The organism is Sphingobacterium sp. (assembly GCF_039596235.1).
Taxonomy (GTDB): domain Bacteria; phylum Bacteroidota; class Bacteroidia; order Sphingobacteriales; family Sphingobacteriaceae; genus Sphingobacterium.
Map to the genome: position 1 here is coordinate 121906 of NZ_JBCNKE010000005.1, position 15967 is coordinate 137872.

The 15967-nt window shown below is 39.9% G+C and carries 10 protein-coding genes; 6 read left to right on the forward strand and 4 right to left on the reverse strand.

Going from position 1 to position 15967, the window contains the following annotated elements; all coding sequences use genetic code 11:
- Positions 1-108: 108 nt before the first annotated feature.
- The 3 genes from rimO to ABDW32_RS12540 all read left to right on the forward strand — a co-directional run bounded on the left by rimO (position 109) and on the right by ABDW32_RS12540 (position 6840).
- Positions 109-1446 (forward strand): 30S ribosomal protein S12 methylthiotransferase RimO, encoded by a 1338-nt coding sequence (gene rimO / locus ABDW32_RS12530; RefSeq protein ID WP_343562855.1) that lies wholly within the window; start codon positions 109-111, stop codon positions 1444-1446.
- A gap of 399 nt (positions 1447-1845) precedes the next feature.
- Positions 1846-3435, forward strand: coding sequence for a bacillithiol biosynthesis cysteine-adding enzyme BshC (gene bshC, locus ABDW32_RS12535; protein ID WP_343562857.1), 1590 nt, complete (start codon positions 1846-1848; stop codon positions 3433-3435).
- Positions 3436-3660: 225 nt separating this feature from the next.
- Positions 3661-6840 (forward strand): carboxypeptidase regulatory-like domain-containing protein, encoded by a 3180-nt coding sequence (locus tag ABDW32_RS12540; protein ID WP_343562859.1) that lies wholly within the window; start codon positions 3661-3663, stop codon positions 6838-6840.
- Between the two features lie 83 nt (positions 6841-6923).
- On the opposite strand, the gene ABDW32_RS12545 is transcribed toward ABDW32_RS12540, so the two are convergent.
- A complete protein-coding gene (locus ABDW32_RS12545; protein ID WP_343562861.1) occupies positions 6924-7877 on the reverse strand; it encodes an arginine deiminase-related protein in 954 nt (317 codons plus the stop codon).
- Between the two features lie 555 nt (positions 7878-8432).
- Here ABDW32_RS12545 and gcvP point away from each other — a divergent pair.
- From gcvP to ABDW32_RS12560, 3 genes are all read left to right on the forward strand, one after another.
- Positions 8433-11306, forward strand: a complete 2874-nt coding sequence (gcvP, locus tag ABDW32_RS12550) for an aminomethyl-transferring glycine dehydrogenase (RefSeq protein WP_343562864.1) — start codon at positions 8433-8435, stop codon at positions 11304-11306.
- A gap of 254 nt (positions 11307-11560) precedes the next feature.
- Positions 11561-12220, forward strand: a complete 660-nt coding sequence (locus ABDW32_RS12555; protein ID WP_343562866.1) for a hypothetical protein — start codon at positions 11561-11563, stop codon at positions 12218-12220.
- Positions 12221-12426: 206 nt separating this feature from the next.
- Positions 12427-13251: an N-acetylmuramoyl-L-alanine amidase gene (locus ABDW32_RS12560; protein ID WP_343562868.1), complete on the forward strand. Its 825-nt coding sequence runs from the start codon at positions 12427-12429 to the stop codon at positions 13249-13251.
- A gap of 175 nt (positions 13252-13426) precedes the next feature.
- Here ABDW32_RS12560 and idi read toward each other — a convergent pair whose 3' ends face one another.
- From idi to ABDW32_RS12575, 3 genes are all read right to left on the reverse strand, one after another.
- Complete coding sequence (idi, locus tag ABDW32_RS12565) at positions 13427-13960, reverse strand: isopentenyl-diphosphate Delta-isomerase (RefSeq protein WP_343562870.1); 534 nt, start codon at positions 13958-13960, stop codon at positions 13427-13429.
- A gap of 71 nt (positions 13961-14031) precedes the next feature.
- On the reverse strand, positions 14032-15345 hold the full coding sequence (locus ABDW32_RS12570) for a nicotinamide mononucleotide adenylyltransferase (RefSeq protein ID WP_343562872.1): 1314 nt from the start codon (positions 15343-15345) through the stop codon (positions 14032-14034).
- A gap of 78 nt (positions 15346-15423) precedes the next feature.
- Complete coding sequence (locus ABDW32_RS12575; protein WP_343562874.1) at positions 15424-15966, reverse strand: NUDIX hydrolase; 543 nt, start codon at positions 15964-15966, stop codon at positions 15424-15426.
- Between the last annotated feature and the right edge of the window lies 1 nt (position 15967).

Below are 15967 nucleotides of genomic sequence, written 5' to 3' on the forward strand. Positions count from 1 at the left end.
TTTTTGGAATGATTAATAAATGAAATTAAGGATCTAGGTGAACATGTTTAAGCCCTTGTTTTCTTAGTCAAGAGTTCCCTTTGTTTCTTGACAAACCCTTCTAATCATATGAAGACAAAATATACGAAACCTGCCCCATCGATCAATAAACCCCGTGTCAACGTGGTTACTTTGGGCTGTTCGAAAAATATTCACGATAGTGAAGTGCTGATGGGCCAGTTGAAAGGTAATCAGATGGAGGTGGTCCATGAAGCATCAAATATACAGGAGAATGATATTGTTGTCATCAATACTTGCGGTTTCATTGACAATGCCAAACAAGAATCTATTGATGCAATTTTGCAATATTCCGAATTAAAGGACCAGGGTAAGATTAACAAAGTGATTGTCACCGGATGTCTTTCCGAACGTTATAAACCCGAATTGCAAGCTGAAATACCAAGTGTGGACGCTTATTTTGGGACAAATGATCTGCCTGATTTGCTTTCTTCTATCGGAGCAGACTATCGCCATGAATTACTGGGCGAACGCTTATTGACCACTCCTTCCCACTTTTCTTATTTTAAGATCGCAGAAGGTTGTAACCGCCCATGTTCATTCTGTGCAATACCCTTGATGCGTGGCAAGCACGTTTCCAAATCAATTGACGATCTAGTTAAAGAAGCTAAATTCTTAGCCTCAAACGGAACGAAGGAATTAATTTTAATTGCACAGGATTTAACTTATTATGGATTGGATATCTATGGTAAACGCAATCTTTCTGACTTGATGCGTCATTTATCTGATGTAGATGGTATTGAATGGATCCGTTTACAGTATGCTTATCCTTCCGGGTTTCCTATGGATATTTTGGATGCAATGAATGAACGGTCTAATATCTGTAATTACCTGGATATGCCATTGCAGCATATCTCAGACCCCATGTTGAAATCCATGCGCAGAGGAACTACTAAACAAAAGCAGATTGATCTGGTTAATGCTATTCGCGATAAAGTACCCGATATTGCATTGCGTACGACATTGATCTGTGGATACCCGGACGAGACTGAAAAGGACTTTCAGGAAATGTTAGAATGGGTAGAGGAAACCCGTTTTGATCGTTTGGGCTGTTTTACCTATTCTCATGAAGAGAAGACGCATGCGCATACCCTGGAAGATAATGTCCCCCAAGAGGTAAAAGAAGAACGTGTTGAGGCTATTATGGAAGTTCAACAAGGTATTTCTTATGAGATTAATCAATCTAAAGTAGGTAATACCTATAAAGTGCTGGTAGATCGTGTCGACGGAGATTATTTTATCGGACGTACAGAATATGATTCGCCAGAAGTGGATAATGAGGTATTGATTTCAGCAGCTGATTCCTATGCGCGTATTGGTGATTTTGTGCAGGTAAAAATCGACCGTGCGGAGGATTTCGATCTCTATGGTGAAATCGTCAAAAGATAATACCGGATTGATCGATACAGATCATGAATAAAATATATAGAAGGAGCTGCCCAAAAAACGGGTAGCTCCTTCTGTTTTTTCATTTATGTACCACACCGCGATTCGAAAATATCCAATTCAGACAACTGATCTACGTTTTTAAACGGTTATTTTTAGAAAGTGTCTGCTGTGATTGAGGCGTTTTTCTATTAAGGCATTAACAAAATTGCTACCCCGGTTTATTGGGGGAGAGAATCTTCGGTCGATGTTCATGATTGTTTGTCTTCGTGTAAGCATGAGGGGGATTTGGACATTTGTCAATAGAATGATATAATTTAAAAGTGCAACTGGCTTTTTATTAAAAATCAGTATTTTGTCTGCTCAAACTAAATACATTTGTATATCGTACAATAAGCATATATGAAAGCAACTTATATCGAATACAGTGAGACAAACAGTTTCTCCAAAACATTGTTGGCCTATTTGGCTCATGATGAGGCGCTGAAACCATTTGTTGGGCACTGGCCTACATTTGACGGATTTGAGAAACAGGTGCAAGAAAAGAAACCATTTGCTCACCGTACTATTCTCGTAGAACGCCTAAAAGAGCAATATGCGACCTTATTGCAAGATTCTCCTATTGTGGCCCAAAATATAGATTTGTTGTTGCTGGATAACACCTACACCATTACTACTGGCCATCAGTTGAATATCTTTACGGGGCCATTATACTTTATATTTAAGATCATGACAGCGATACGTCTGTCAGAAGACCTGCGAAGTAAACATCCGGACAAAAACTTTATACCCGTTTATTGGATGGCAACTGAGGATCACGATTTTGAAGAAATTAATCATACCAAGGTTTACGGAAAAAGAATTGTTTGGGACACACCCGCTGTATCGGCTACGGGACGTATGGATACCGCCTCGATTGTTGACGCGGTCAAGCAATACACTAACATCCTTGGTCTTTCAGACAATTCAGCCAAGCTTACACGAATTGTAGAGCAAGCCTATCTAAAACATCAGCGATTAGCTGATGCCACCCGATATATGGTGAATGAGCTCTTTAAATCCTATGGTCTTTTAATTATTGATGCGGATGATCGAGAACTGAAGGAATTATTTAAACCGATTATCAAAACGGATATTTTATCCGAAAAAAGTTTTAAGGCCATTACAGAGCGATCGAAAGAACTAGAATCAAAAGGCTTTTCGACACAGGTGCATGCCCGTGAGATCAATTTCTTCTACCTTACAGATGAATTTCGGGAACGTTTGGTACTGAATGCTGATGGCCGATATGAAGTTTTGCATCAAAATATCTATTTTACCAAGGAAGAATTGGAACGCGAAATTGATGCTCATCCTGAACGTTTTAGCCCAAATGTGGTGATGCGTCCAATGTATCAGGAAATTATTCTTCCCAATTTAGCTTATATTGGTGGCGGGGCAGAAATGGTCTATTGGATGCAATTGAAATCTAATTTTGATCAATATCAAGTTGATTTCCCCATCTTAATTCCGCGAAATTCCGCAATGATTACTGAGGATAACATTGCAGCAAAGCTCTTCCGTGTGGATTTAACTTTTAAAAGCATCTTCCGTCCGGCTGAGGTTCTGAAGAAAGAATATGTACGTCGTCATACAAAAGAACGATTGAATCTTAACGATGAATGGATGGAATTGAATGCGATATTTGGAAAGATAAAACTGCGTACACACAAAATTGATCCTAGTTTAGGGCCAAGTACAGAAGCTATAAAAGCGCGACTGAAAAAGGCAATGAATAATCTGGAAAGAAAGCTGATGAAAGCCGAAAAACGAAACCATCAGCATGCATTATCGGATATCGACAACGTCAAGGAAAAGCTTTTCCCGGGCGGAGGCTTACAGGAGAGATCTGAAAACTTTGCGCTATTATATGTAAAATACGGAGATAACCTCTTTCGAGATCTTTATAAATACTTTAATCCCCTGGATTTTAAATTTACGATCTTATATTAAAAGTCAGTGTTTTACTGACTTTTTTTTATCAAGTATCGATGGGCTGTCAGTTTCTTTTTATTGTAGCATATAATTGCTGTTAGTGGCTAACTGTTCTCAAATGCTTTTGCATAGCTATCTTTTATAATCTTTTATGATGCTTTGTTTATAATTTCATAATATTTCGTTTAGCTTCTGTTAATACTATGAAAGTAGTTTTGTTGCCGTATTACAACCAACAACTAAATGAAAGAAATATTACTTACGACTTGTGCCATTGCAATAGGAACAGGTTTGTATGCGCAAACAACCCAAGCAGGATTTTCGGGAAAGATTACCGACGAGAATAACAAAGGAGTTCATGGAGCTTCGGTGGAGGTCCGTAATGAATCGACAGGTTTTACTACAAAAACATCGACCAACGCTAATGGCGATTTCAATTTCAAGGAACTTCCATTAGGTGGTCCGTACATCATTAAAGTTACCTATATCGGCTATGGAGAGCAGATTCGTTCGGGCTTCACACTAAACCAGGGCGATATGATCCGGTTAACAATTCCAATTCAGAGTGCTTCAAATATACTGGAAACGGTCGAACTAACTGGAGTAAGCACCCTGAAGAATAAAATAGAGAATTTAGGTGCGGCAACCGCGGTAACAGCCAGGGATATTGCGAAACTACCCGTAAATGGTCGTAATTTTACTTCTTTAATGGATCTGTCTCCATTGAGCAAAGGTGATAATATCGGTGGTCAACTTGGGTCTTCTACTAATTTTACCATTGATGGTATGAACGCTAAAAATCCAACTTCTGCGGGTTCGACAACAAGTCGGAGTGGCGCTCCTTTCTCGATCTCTATTGAAGCGGTACGGGAGTTTAAAGTCGTGACTAACCAATATGATGTCACCTACGGAAGAGCTGGGGGTGGAACAGTCAGTGCGGTGACTAAACAGGGTACAAATAAAACTCAAGGTAGTGCCTGGTTATATTCCCGAGCAGATTGGTTGTCCAGCCCATACGATATTCGAGGAAACAAGCGGAGTAACGATTTCTCCACTTATCAATATGGTTTTACTTTGGGTGGTCCCATTATAAAAGACAAACTTCATTACTTTGTTGCATGGGATCATCAGCAAGACTCCCGCCCTTTGATTATTGCTGATATCAACTCCGAAGCCGACGAAAAAAGATTTAATGTTACAAATGCGACATTGGATGAATTTGTCAATATCGGGCGGAAAAAATACGGATTGGGGAACGAACGCCAATATGGTGCTTTTGATAAAAAAAGAGGCTCTGACGCGATTTTTGGACGTATTGACTGGCAGATTAATGAAAAAAACTTATTGACAGTCCGTAACAACTTTACAAGTGATAACAATAAGCTGGGGCTGCAAGACAACAAGCCAATTACTTTATATGAATCTTACGGGAATGATAAAAATATTGACAATAGCCTATTGGCTACTTTGCGTACCACCGTTTCCCCTAGGGTAACCAATGAGCTAAAAGTACAACATCTCTATACCTATCAGAAAAGTAGTCCGGGAGACCTTTTGCCTGGTCAGAATATTCCACGTGCCATTGTTGAAGATGCGGTCTCCAAAATTGCTGGGGAAGATAAAAAGACCACATTACAATTGGGAGGGCATCGTTTTGCACAGGAATCTTTTAAAAATAACGTATTTCAGCTTGTTGATAATATCTATTACAGCACTGATAATATCAATTACACCTTTGGTGTGGACCTGATGTATACCCATGCAAATTCCATTTACGGAAGTGAGGTCAATGGTCGCTTCCACTTTCGACCAAGCGACGGAAAGACGGCTATGCAGAACTTTGACGATATGAAACCCTACGCTTACTATCGTGAAGTTCCTTTGATGAGTGATCCTGCAGTGGTCGGTAAGATATTCAATGCCGGTGTTTATGGACAATTGCAAACCAAGCTCGCGCAGGGATTGGACTTGGTCGCCGGCTTACGATTGGATTACGGGCATTATCCTACCTCTCCTCTGAATGAGGAATTGTTGAGAGAAGTTGGCGTCCGTACAGATCATAAACTCAAGTCTTTTGTCGTGCAACCACGTTTCCAAATGACCTGGGATGTAAACGAAGAAAGAAAGGATTTCTTTCGAGTGGGTGGAGGGATATTTGCATCGGATATCAATAATTATATGACGATCAATAACCTTACTTTTGATGGGAAGCATTTTGCTACTGTTGATGTTCGCGGTGCGGATGTGCCAACGCCAAATTTTGTAGACTACAGAAAGGACCCATCATCCACACCTACTTTGGCTCAGTTTCAGGTACCCACCATCAATACTTATGGTCCCGATGCTAAAATCCCGGTTGTGTATAAGGCTAATTTATCTTACACGCACTTTTTCACAGAAAAGTTGAAGGCAAGCCTTTCCGGATATATGAATTTGGGACGCAATAACTATATGTATGTAGATCGTAATATGGTGAAAGACCCTTTCTTTAGACTTGCAAATGAAGATAATAGAGGGGTATTCGTTCCTGCAGCATCCATCGTCGATGGAGCTCCGGACTGGAAAAAAGGACGGATTTCAGATAAGTTCGGCCGAGTTTTGGAATTGAATTCTGAGGGTAAAGTCAACCAATTTGCTGTCGTATTTGATGCAAGTTATCAGTATTACAAGGATGGAACGATCTCGGTTAGTTATACTTGGAATGATGCGAAAGACAATACTTCATTCAATGGGAATGTGGCCAATACGGCGACCTTATCCTTAGCGGTAAAAGATGATCCTCGCGATTTGAGCAAGATGAGCTATTCGAACAATCAATTCCGTAATAAAGTAGTTATTTACGGAACTCTGCCAACATTTTATGGTGTCAGTGTCGGCGTTCGCTACTCAGGTATCGGAGGTACACGGTATAGTTTGCTCGCCGGCGGAAATATCAATGGAGACTTTGTCGCCGGAGACAATGATCTGGCCTATATTTTTGATCCGAATAATTCCAATACTTCAAAACAGTTGGTCACCGGGTTGAATAATCTGTTGAATAATCCAGATGCGAGTCAGAGTCTTAAAGATTATATCAAGAAATATCAGGGTAAAATAGCAGAACGTAATGGTGGGGTGAATGGTTTTTATGGTGTGATTGACCTACGAATTGCTAAAAAATTCAATTTATATAAGAACCATGCGCTGGAAATATCAGGGGATCTTTTCAACGTTGCCAACTTGTTCAAGAAAACTTGGGGCATAAATGAATCTCTAGGCAATCAAAATCTATATGCTTTAGGTGGGAAAAATGCTGCGGGGGAAAAGCTGATCCCTTTTGATCCTGCAAAGCAGCAGTTTAATTACAATGTAAACAATTCAGGTATCGTTACCCCTTCTGGTAACCCATACCAATTCCAACTGGGACTACGTTATTCTTTTTAAGCACTTTATAAAAGCAGGAGCCGGCGATCTGACCAGATCGCCGGCTCCTGCTTTTGAAATTGAATTAAAAAATGGTGAATGCCTTAGGCATTCACCATTTTTTCTTTTGGAAGGAATACTTCTGCCATCATATGGCGGACACTACCACCACCGCAGGTTTCAATAACGTGTAAGTCTTGATGGATGATTTTACCATGTTTTTCCAATTGCGCTGTTTGGTACAGTGTTAATGAAGACAACGCTTTATCACTTAGGACAATAAAACGGTTCCCATATTTATTTCTCACCTGGAGACAATTTGCTGCAAAATTTTCCAATTGGTTTTCGTTGATCTCGATGATTTCTTTTCCGGTCTCTTTTAGCTTTTTTATCAATGTATCGCGCTCGGATTGATGATCAATTGCGGTAGGGCATAAGATGGCAAAATCTTCTCCGACAGCTAATACTACATTGGTATGATAAATGGGCCGGCGTTCGCCATTGACTGTCTGAAATGCGTGAAAGACTACAGGCGTATAGTTTTCCGTTCTACAATATTCGTCTAACATCGCCCGGTCCGCCCGTTCAGATAGTGCACAATAGGCAATTCGATGTGTACGATCGAGTACAAGAGCCCCTGTTCCTTCTAAATATTGTCTGTTATTTTCAGCCTCGCTGAGGTCTTTGATTAGTTTTACATAGTAACCATTTTGCTTCAATGGCCCCTCAAAGTCCAATAAATGTTCTTTTCTGCGGTTGGGCGCAAACATCGGATAAAAGATAATTTTTCCGTCCTGATGGAAAGAGACAATATTGTTCGGAAATATACTGTCTGGGCTTTCGGATTTTTCATCATCCTGGATGACCGTTACTAGGATACCGTGTGATTTTAATTCATTGACAAGGGCGTCAAATTCCCCCTGTGCTTCTCTATTTACTTCTTCGCCGCTTAGATTTTCAATGTCCTTTTGGAAAAAATTATTGACTGCGGTCTGTTCATTTTTGCGGAAGACAGATGGTCTTACGAGGAGTACACTGTCTGTTACCTGTTTTCTCATGATTTATAATCGTTACTTCGCTGGTTTATATTTGTTAAAAAAGAAATGCTATTCTTACTTATAAGACCTATTGTATACGAGAAATAATATCTGGTTCAGATTTTTTTGAATGAATCAGCATCTTCCAGATTATGCCTGACATTGCTTTGAATAATAGTCGAACTGTCAGCGATCACTTTACAATTGGTATTTATACTAATGTATTGAAAAATCGGCTCCATTGCAAAAAGAAAATCTTCAAAAAGAAAAAATGCTGCTTGAAAATTAATAGCATAGTCTTTTGTTTTTTGTCATGTTTTCAAACTATTTTGAATTTGGTTGGTATATTTTTAATACAAATTAGTATTGATTGTTTTTATTTGAAATTTAATGTTTAGAGGACAATCGATTGCATATTTGCTTGTATTTAAAACTGACTTTTTATCCACTTTTTTGCTTCGTTTTCAGTCATTTATTTTGCTATCTTTGCTCATCCAAAAAACGACTGTTTATAAGAGAGTTAATTACCTAATTATTATGTCGCTAACTGTCTATAAGCGTTAACTTTTTGCACACATGAGCAATATACACTTCCAAGAAAAATTCGAAAGTCGCCACAATGGCCCAAGTCCAGTTGAAGCGAATGAAATGTTGGCCAAATTGGGCGTAACGTCAATTGACCAGCTAATCGACCAAACGGTCCCTTCTCAAATCCGTGCTCCAAAACCTTTAAATCTTCCGAAAGCATTGTCTGAGGTTGCTTATTTAAAGCGAATAGCAGAAATCGCAGAGAAAAATAAAGTTTTTAAATCTTTTATTGGTCAAGGATATTATGACGTGATCCTTCCAGGTGTTATTCAACGTAATGTGTTTGAAAATCCGGGATGGTATACGCAATATACGCCTTACCAAGCAGAAATTGCACAAGGCCGTTTACAGGCACTTTTAAACTTCCAGACTGTTATTTCTGATTTTACCGGATTGGAAATTGCAAACGCTTCATTATTAGATGAAGCTACAGCCGCTGCTGAAGCGATGTTTATGCTTTACTCAGCACGTAAAAACAAAGATGCGAATGTATTTTTGGTTTCAGAAAATGCTTATCCACAGACGATTGATGTATTAAAGACGCGTGCGCTTTCTTTCGGTATCGAACTGAAAATCACAGCTATTCAAGAGTCCGAATTGACAGATGATGTTTTTGCTGCATTTGTACAATACCCGGCAGCAGACGGATCAATCGTTGACTACAAATCATTTGCTGAAGCTGCTCACAATAAAAATATTACAGTATGTGCTGCTGCGGATCTGATGAGTTTAGCTTTGTTGACTCCTCCGGGAGAATGGGGTGCAGATGTTGTTGTCGGCAACTCCCAACGTTTTGGTGTACCAATGGGATTCGGAGGTCCTCATGCCGCATTCTTCGCGACGCGTGATAGCTTCAAACGTAATATTCCCGGACGTATCATTGGTGTAACTTCTGATTCCAACGGGAAGTACGCGCTACGTATGGCTTTACAAACACGTGAGCAACATATTCGCCGTGATAAAGCATCCTCTAATATCTGTACAGCACAGGCTTTATTGGCTATTATGGCTTCTTTCTATGCTGTTTACCATGGCCCAGAGGGAATTAAAAATATAGCATCCCGTATCAATGCATTAGCCAATTTATTGGATCAGGCTTTACAATCATTAGGTTATTCCCAATTGAATACCGCTTACTTTGATACCCTACGTGTAGATTTAGGTGCGCATGCCGGGGCGTTAAAATCTGAAGCGTTGAATAATGAATTGAACTTCTATTACAAAGGTTCACAGGTTTCTATCGCTATCGATGAAACAACAACATACGAGGATATCAAAACAATCGTAAAAGTGTTTGCAAAAATTCAGGGCAAAACATTGAACGATGTAGATTTCGATACATTAGAAGAAAATGTTGGTTCCTCAATTCCAGCTGAACTGGTCCGTACCTCAGCTTACTTAACGCATCCAAACTTTAATAGCTACCACTCTGAACATGAGATGTTACGCTATATTAAATCGTTGGAAGCTAAAGATTTATCTTTATGTCATTCGATGATCCCCTTGGGTTCATGTACAATGAAATTGAATGCGACAGCTGAAATGACCCCGGTTACCTGGGCGAGATTTGGTGGATTACATCCATTTGCACCAGCTGACCAAACTTCCGGTTATATGCAGATGATCGGTGAATTGAATGATTGGTTATCAGAGATCACAGGTTTTGCTAAAATGAGCTTCCAGCCTAATTCAGGAGCGCAAGGTGAATATGCAGGTCTAATGGTTATCCGTGCTTATCATGAGAGCCGTGGTGATCATGGTCGTAACATCTGTTTGATCCCAGCTTCTGCACATGGTACAAACCCTGCATCGGCTTCAATGGCTGGTCTGAAAGTGGTGGTCGTGAAATGTGATGAACTTGGAAACATTGATATCCCAGATTTGAGAGCTAAAGCGGAAGAGCATGCTGCTCATCTGAACTCATTAATGGTGACTTATCCATCTACACATGGTGTGTTTGAAGAATCTATCATTGAAGTGTGTGAAATCATTCACGCCAATGGTGGTCAGGTATATATGGATGGTGCTAACATGAATGCTCAGGTAGGCTTGACTAGCCCAGGTCATATCGGTGCTGACGTTTGTCACTTAAACTTGCACAAAACGTTCTGTATTCCACATGGTGGTGGTGGTCCAGGTATGGGACCGATCGGTGTGGCTAAACACTTAGTTCCGTTCTTGCCAAACCATCAGGTTGTTTCTACTTCAGGTGAAGAAGGCATTACAGCTGTTTCTGCGGCGCCATTTGGCTCAGCATCAATCTTGCTTATTTCTCACGCTTATATTTCGATGATGGGCGGTGAAGGCTTGACTAATGCTACACGGACTGCAATATTGAATGCAAACTATATTAAAGCACGTTTGGAAAATGCTTACCCAGTACTTTATTCTGGTAGCAACGGACGTTGTGCGCATGAGATGATCTTAGATTGCCGCGGTTTCAAAAATGTAGGTATCGAAGTTGCTGATATCGCAAAACGTTTGATGGACTACGGTTTCCATGCACCAACAGTTTCTTTCCCTGTGGCTGGTACATTGATGGTTGAACCAACAGAGTCTGAATCGAAAGCTGAATTGGATCGTTTCTGTGATGCATTAGTTGCAATTCGTCAGGAAATTGCTGCGGTTGAATCGGGCGAAGCAGAACAAGCAAATAACGTATTGAAGCATGCTCCACACACAGCAGCAGTGGTTACTGCAGATGATTGGGATAGACCTTACAGTCGTCAGACTGCGGCTTATCCATTGGAGTACGTAAGAGAGCGTAAGTTCTGGCCTTCTGTAGGACGTGTAAACGACTCACAGGGAGACCGTACATTGATCTGCTCATGTCCTTCGATCGAAGAATATGCTGAGGCGTAACAACCTTGGAAAATAATATTACAATAGAGCCTCCGTATTACGGGGGCTTTTATTTTTACTGGGAATTTGGAAAAGGTAAACGAAAAGAATAGATGCGAAAAAGGACGTAAACATGATGGCCTCATAGCTTATTAGATCGGTTTTGATAGGTTCGGGAAAACAGGTGGGACTATTTTACTGCTATATTTTAAATAGTTGCGCCTGTAAAATCATTTTTTTATCTTTTTGACGTTTTATCTTAAAAACTGATAATCATGAAAAGACAATTGAGCGTAATGTCCCTCTTATTGAGCGCGGCTATTTTGATCGCAGGTTGCGGTAACCGTAACGAATCCCAGGATGGTGCGGCGGATGATAATGAAACGAGTGCAGGGATCTCCGATGTGGTTAAAGGGGTATCTAATCTAGATAACCTGACTGATGGAGCCAAGAAAATGGAAGAGCTCCAGACTAAACTAAAAGCTGAAAAACCATTGAGTTCAGAGGAATTAAAAGCATTTCTTCCAGAAAGTTTAGACGGTTTGAAAAGAACATCTTATTCTGCGGGCTCTATGTACGGTGTCAGTGTCATTTCTGGCGAGGCAACGTATACCGTGGATGATCAAAAGGACATTAAAATAAACATTATTGACGGTGCAGGTGAGACCGCTTCGGCTATTGTAAGTCTCGCTCAGATGGGATTTATGGTTGACTCCGAGAATATTACGGATGCAGAAGTAGAGAAAACAGGTGAATTTGAAGGTAAGCGGGCAAAAACTACTGATAATAAAGGTGTGGAAGGTTCAACACCCAAGAGCTCTGAAATCAGCTATCTTGAAAAAGATCGTTATTTGATCACATTAAGAGGTAATGGCTATAGTTTGGATGAGCTCAAAACATTCATGGGTAAACTGAATGTAAGCGCTTTAAAATAAAATATTGATACTCACATCGATCATCAAGGGTCCAGACAGAATAGCTGGACTTTTTGATGATCAGCTATACATGTGGGATAAATTATTCAGGAACAATGGGCCATATTATTGAATCAGCCTCTAAAAAGAAGATTATTGTATCATTTTAGGATACAATCACACCGATATCCTATTTTGGAAGTATATTTGTGCTGAAACATTTCGATATGAGGATAACATCACGATTCAATCTTTTTATTATTGCAGCATTGATTACATCTTGCGCAGGCAATAAATATGCTAAGACCGAGAAAGTATATAAGAAACAAGCAAAAGAATTCTCTAATTTGTATCGGCAGTCTCCTGTATCTGGGCAGTTGGAAAAAGTAAATGTCAAAGATCAGCAATGGATTGCCTCGATCAATTTCGGTATCCGAAAACCTAATTTTGTCGTCATTCATCATACAGCTCAAGATTCTTTAGGACAGACAATCCGTACATTTCACTCTGCGAAAGCCGGTGTAAGTTCACATTATGTCGTGGGGCGGGATGGTAAGGTGGTACAGATGGTAAATGATCTGTACCGTGCCCATCATGCCGGTTTGGGGAAATGGGGAAATGATACTGATCTGAACTCGGCATCGATAGGTATCGAACTGGATAATAATGGAACAACAGACCCCTGGACGGATGCACAGGTAAATGCCTTGATTCAGCTGCTGAGTTATTTGAAAAATACCTATAAGATTCCACAGGCAAATTTCATCGGGCATATGGACCTTGCCCCAACACGTAAAAATGATCCCTCACGATTCCCTTGGAAAAAATTGGCCGATCAGGGATTTGGCTATTGGTATGAAGAGTTTTTGGAAACACCACCTGTTGACTTTAACCCCAAAATGGCGTTACGTATTATTGGTTATGATGTCAGTAATCTGGATGCGGCAATAAAGGCTTTTAAAATTCATTATATTCAACAGGATGTGAATACCGCATTTTTGAATGAGAACGATCTAAAGATTTTGTATTCCATCTATAAAAAATATCTATAGTCGGCTCTACTCGACAGTATAAAAATGAAAGGAGCAATTTGTGATAGAATTGCTCCTTTTTATTTGCAGGATTGCAGTCCCCAGAACTTCTGTTATAGTCCCAATGATGGAGTTTGGGCCATTATAAAGGGGGACGCCGCTGTGCATTTATCGTTACATGGCCTTTGAGATGAACTTACTTCTTGTATTTGTCCAAATAGGTCTCAAATACACGTTGATAGATCAATTTGAACCAAGGGGTAAATTTCTCTGGAAAGTGCGCGATCTCATCTTCGATCTGCTGTTGATCCATATATTGTACGGCTGCTACTTCTGTAACATTAAAATCAGATTCACCGTTGAATTTGCCAATAAGTACATGATCAAACTCATGCTCTGTAAGGCCATTGTCAAAGTCGGCTTTGTATACAAATGGAAATGAATCATATAGGTCTGATGCTTCAATGCGGAGCTCTTCCATCAGACGTCGTGTGGCAGCTTCCAAGTTACTTTCGTTAAGCCGTTGATGGGAACAACAGCTGTTGGTCCATAATCCGCCACAGTGATATTTGTCCAGCGCCCTCTGCTGTAGGAGGAGCTGATCCCTGTCATTGAATAAAAAGACACTGAAAGCCCGATGTAGCAAACCCTTCCTGTGGGCTTCGTACTTTTCCATAGTCCCAATGATGACGTCATTGGAGTCGACCAGTATTACTTGTTCTTGATTCATAAGGCTCAGATAAAAATATAGTCCAATTTAATCAAATTGGACTATATAATAAATTATAACAAAGATTTTCGCTATACGGTTTTTACAAATTTCTCGTCGTAATTTTCAATATCAATAATATATCCGTTTTTAATTAGGAACTCAAATAAAGGTTTGGCTTCTTCCGAAACAGGCATATTCTGTGTTGTGATAATTTTATTTTCTTTTTTCAATAAATATGGATACGCATAAAGCTTTACATTTTTATTGAACATGCCGGATATGTAGGATAATAACTCGTTGGTATATAGTTCTTTATTATAGTTGTCTGAATTGAAGATGTTTTTTAAGTTATAAACGTTTGTTGCAATTCCGATATTTTTGGGCTTAAAGTTACTAATAAACTCAGCGAGATGGTTATTTCTACGGAAGTTGCTGACGATAATATTATTGCCGGTTGCACATAATTCATCCGCTCTCAATGCAAATTCCTGTAGATCTTCATCCGTGATTTCATGGGTATCTTCCAATACATTACCCATTAACACCTCAATCAAAACAATGGTATCGCTGTCCGTTGCACCCGTATTTTTCTTGAACTGCTCGACGGCAAGATTAAATAAGTCAAAGTTAGGAAGTGATTTCTGGCGGTATTTTGTACGTAGCAAGATGATATTCTTTTTGTACAAATAATCCTTGATCTGAACCGCTTTTCCGTCTGGTTGGAAAATAGCGGCTTTCGCAAAACCTTTGGCAATTAGGTATAAGTTGATCAGCCGTTGATTGACATTTTCAAACAAAGGACCATTTAACTTAACAAGATCAATTTCGACTGATCCGACAGATAGATTGTCAACCAGGGATTCAATCATGGTCTGTACGTTGTCCGTATAGTAGTAAGCCGCAAATAACAAGTTTACGCCAATAATACCCAGTACTTTTTGTTGCAGCTGATTGTCGCTGTCCAAAAGCCTGACATGGACGATGATATCATTGGTGGGGCCACCGACTTCGTGCTGAAAACGGAGACCAATCCAGCCATGAGGCTCATTGGTTTTGGTGAAGTTAAGCGTAGTAACAGTATCTGCAAAGGCAAAGAACTTTTTGTTGCAATACTTATCCCCATGTAATCGTTGCGTCAGCAAATCAAATTCATGAGAAAGCATTTTTTGTAAGCGGGTTCTGCTGACATATCTGCCATCCTCTTCCTCGCCGTAAATCGCATCACTGAATGCCATGTCATACGCTGACATTGTTTTTGCAATTGTGCCGGAAGCAGCTCCTGCATTGAAAAAATTACGTGCGACTTCCTGTCCAGCACCGATCTCAGCGAAGGTTCCGTAAATCTCAGGATTTAGATTTATTTTCAGGGCCTTTCGCTTGGTTTCAAAAATTTCTCTTGCCATAGCACAAAGGTACAAAAATCAAAAGTCTAGTGAAAATTAAAGTATGAAAGGAAAAAACAGAATAAAATTAGGCTTGTTTTATAACAAGCCTAATTTATTAAAAGCATAGAATAAAGCGCTACTATGTAGTGCTTGGCTAAATTTATTCTCCAGGAGCATTGTTTTTGCTTCTTCTAATGGGATAAGGAATACTTCGATTTCCTCGTGTTCATCCAGTTCCTGTTCCTGCACTTTACGTCCACCTGTCATCAGATAGGTATATGTAATGTTGCCACTTGTTGCGGGGTTGGCATACAGGCTCGCAATCTCTTCAATGTTATCGAACTGATATCCCGTTTCTTCGAGCATTTCCCGGATTGCGGCATCTTTTGGATTTTCTTCAGGTTCCATTGTTCCGGCTGGAATTTCCAATGAAATGATACCGGCACCGTGACGGTATTGTTGGATCACCAATAGCTCATTTTGCTCGGTAATGCCGACCATATTAACCCAATCCGGATATTCTAGCACATAATAATGGTCATTGATGCGTCCGTCGGGGAGCTCGCAGGTATCTCTGCGTAACGTTGCCCATGGCTCCTTACAGATATATTCAGATGATAATTGTTTCCACTTCTCCATT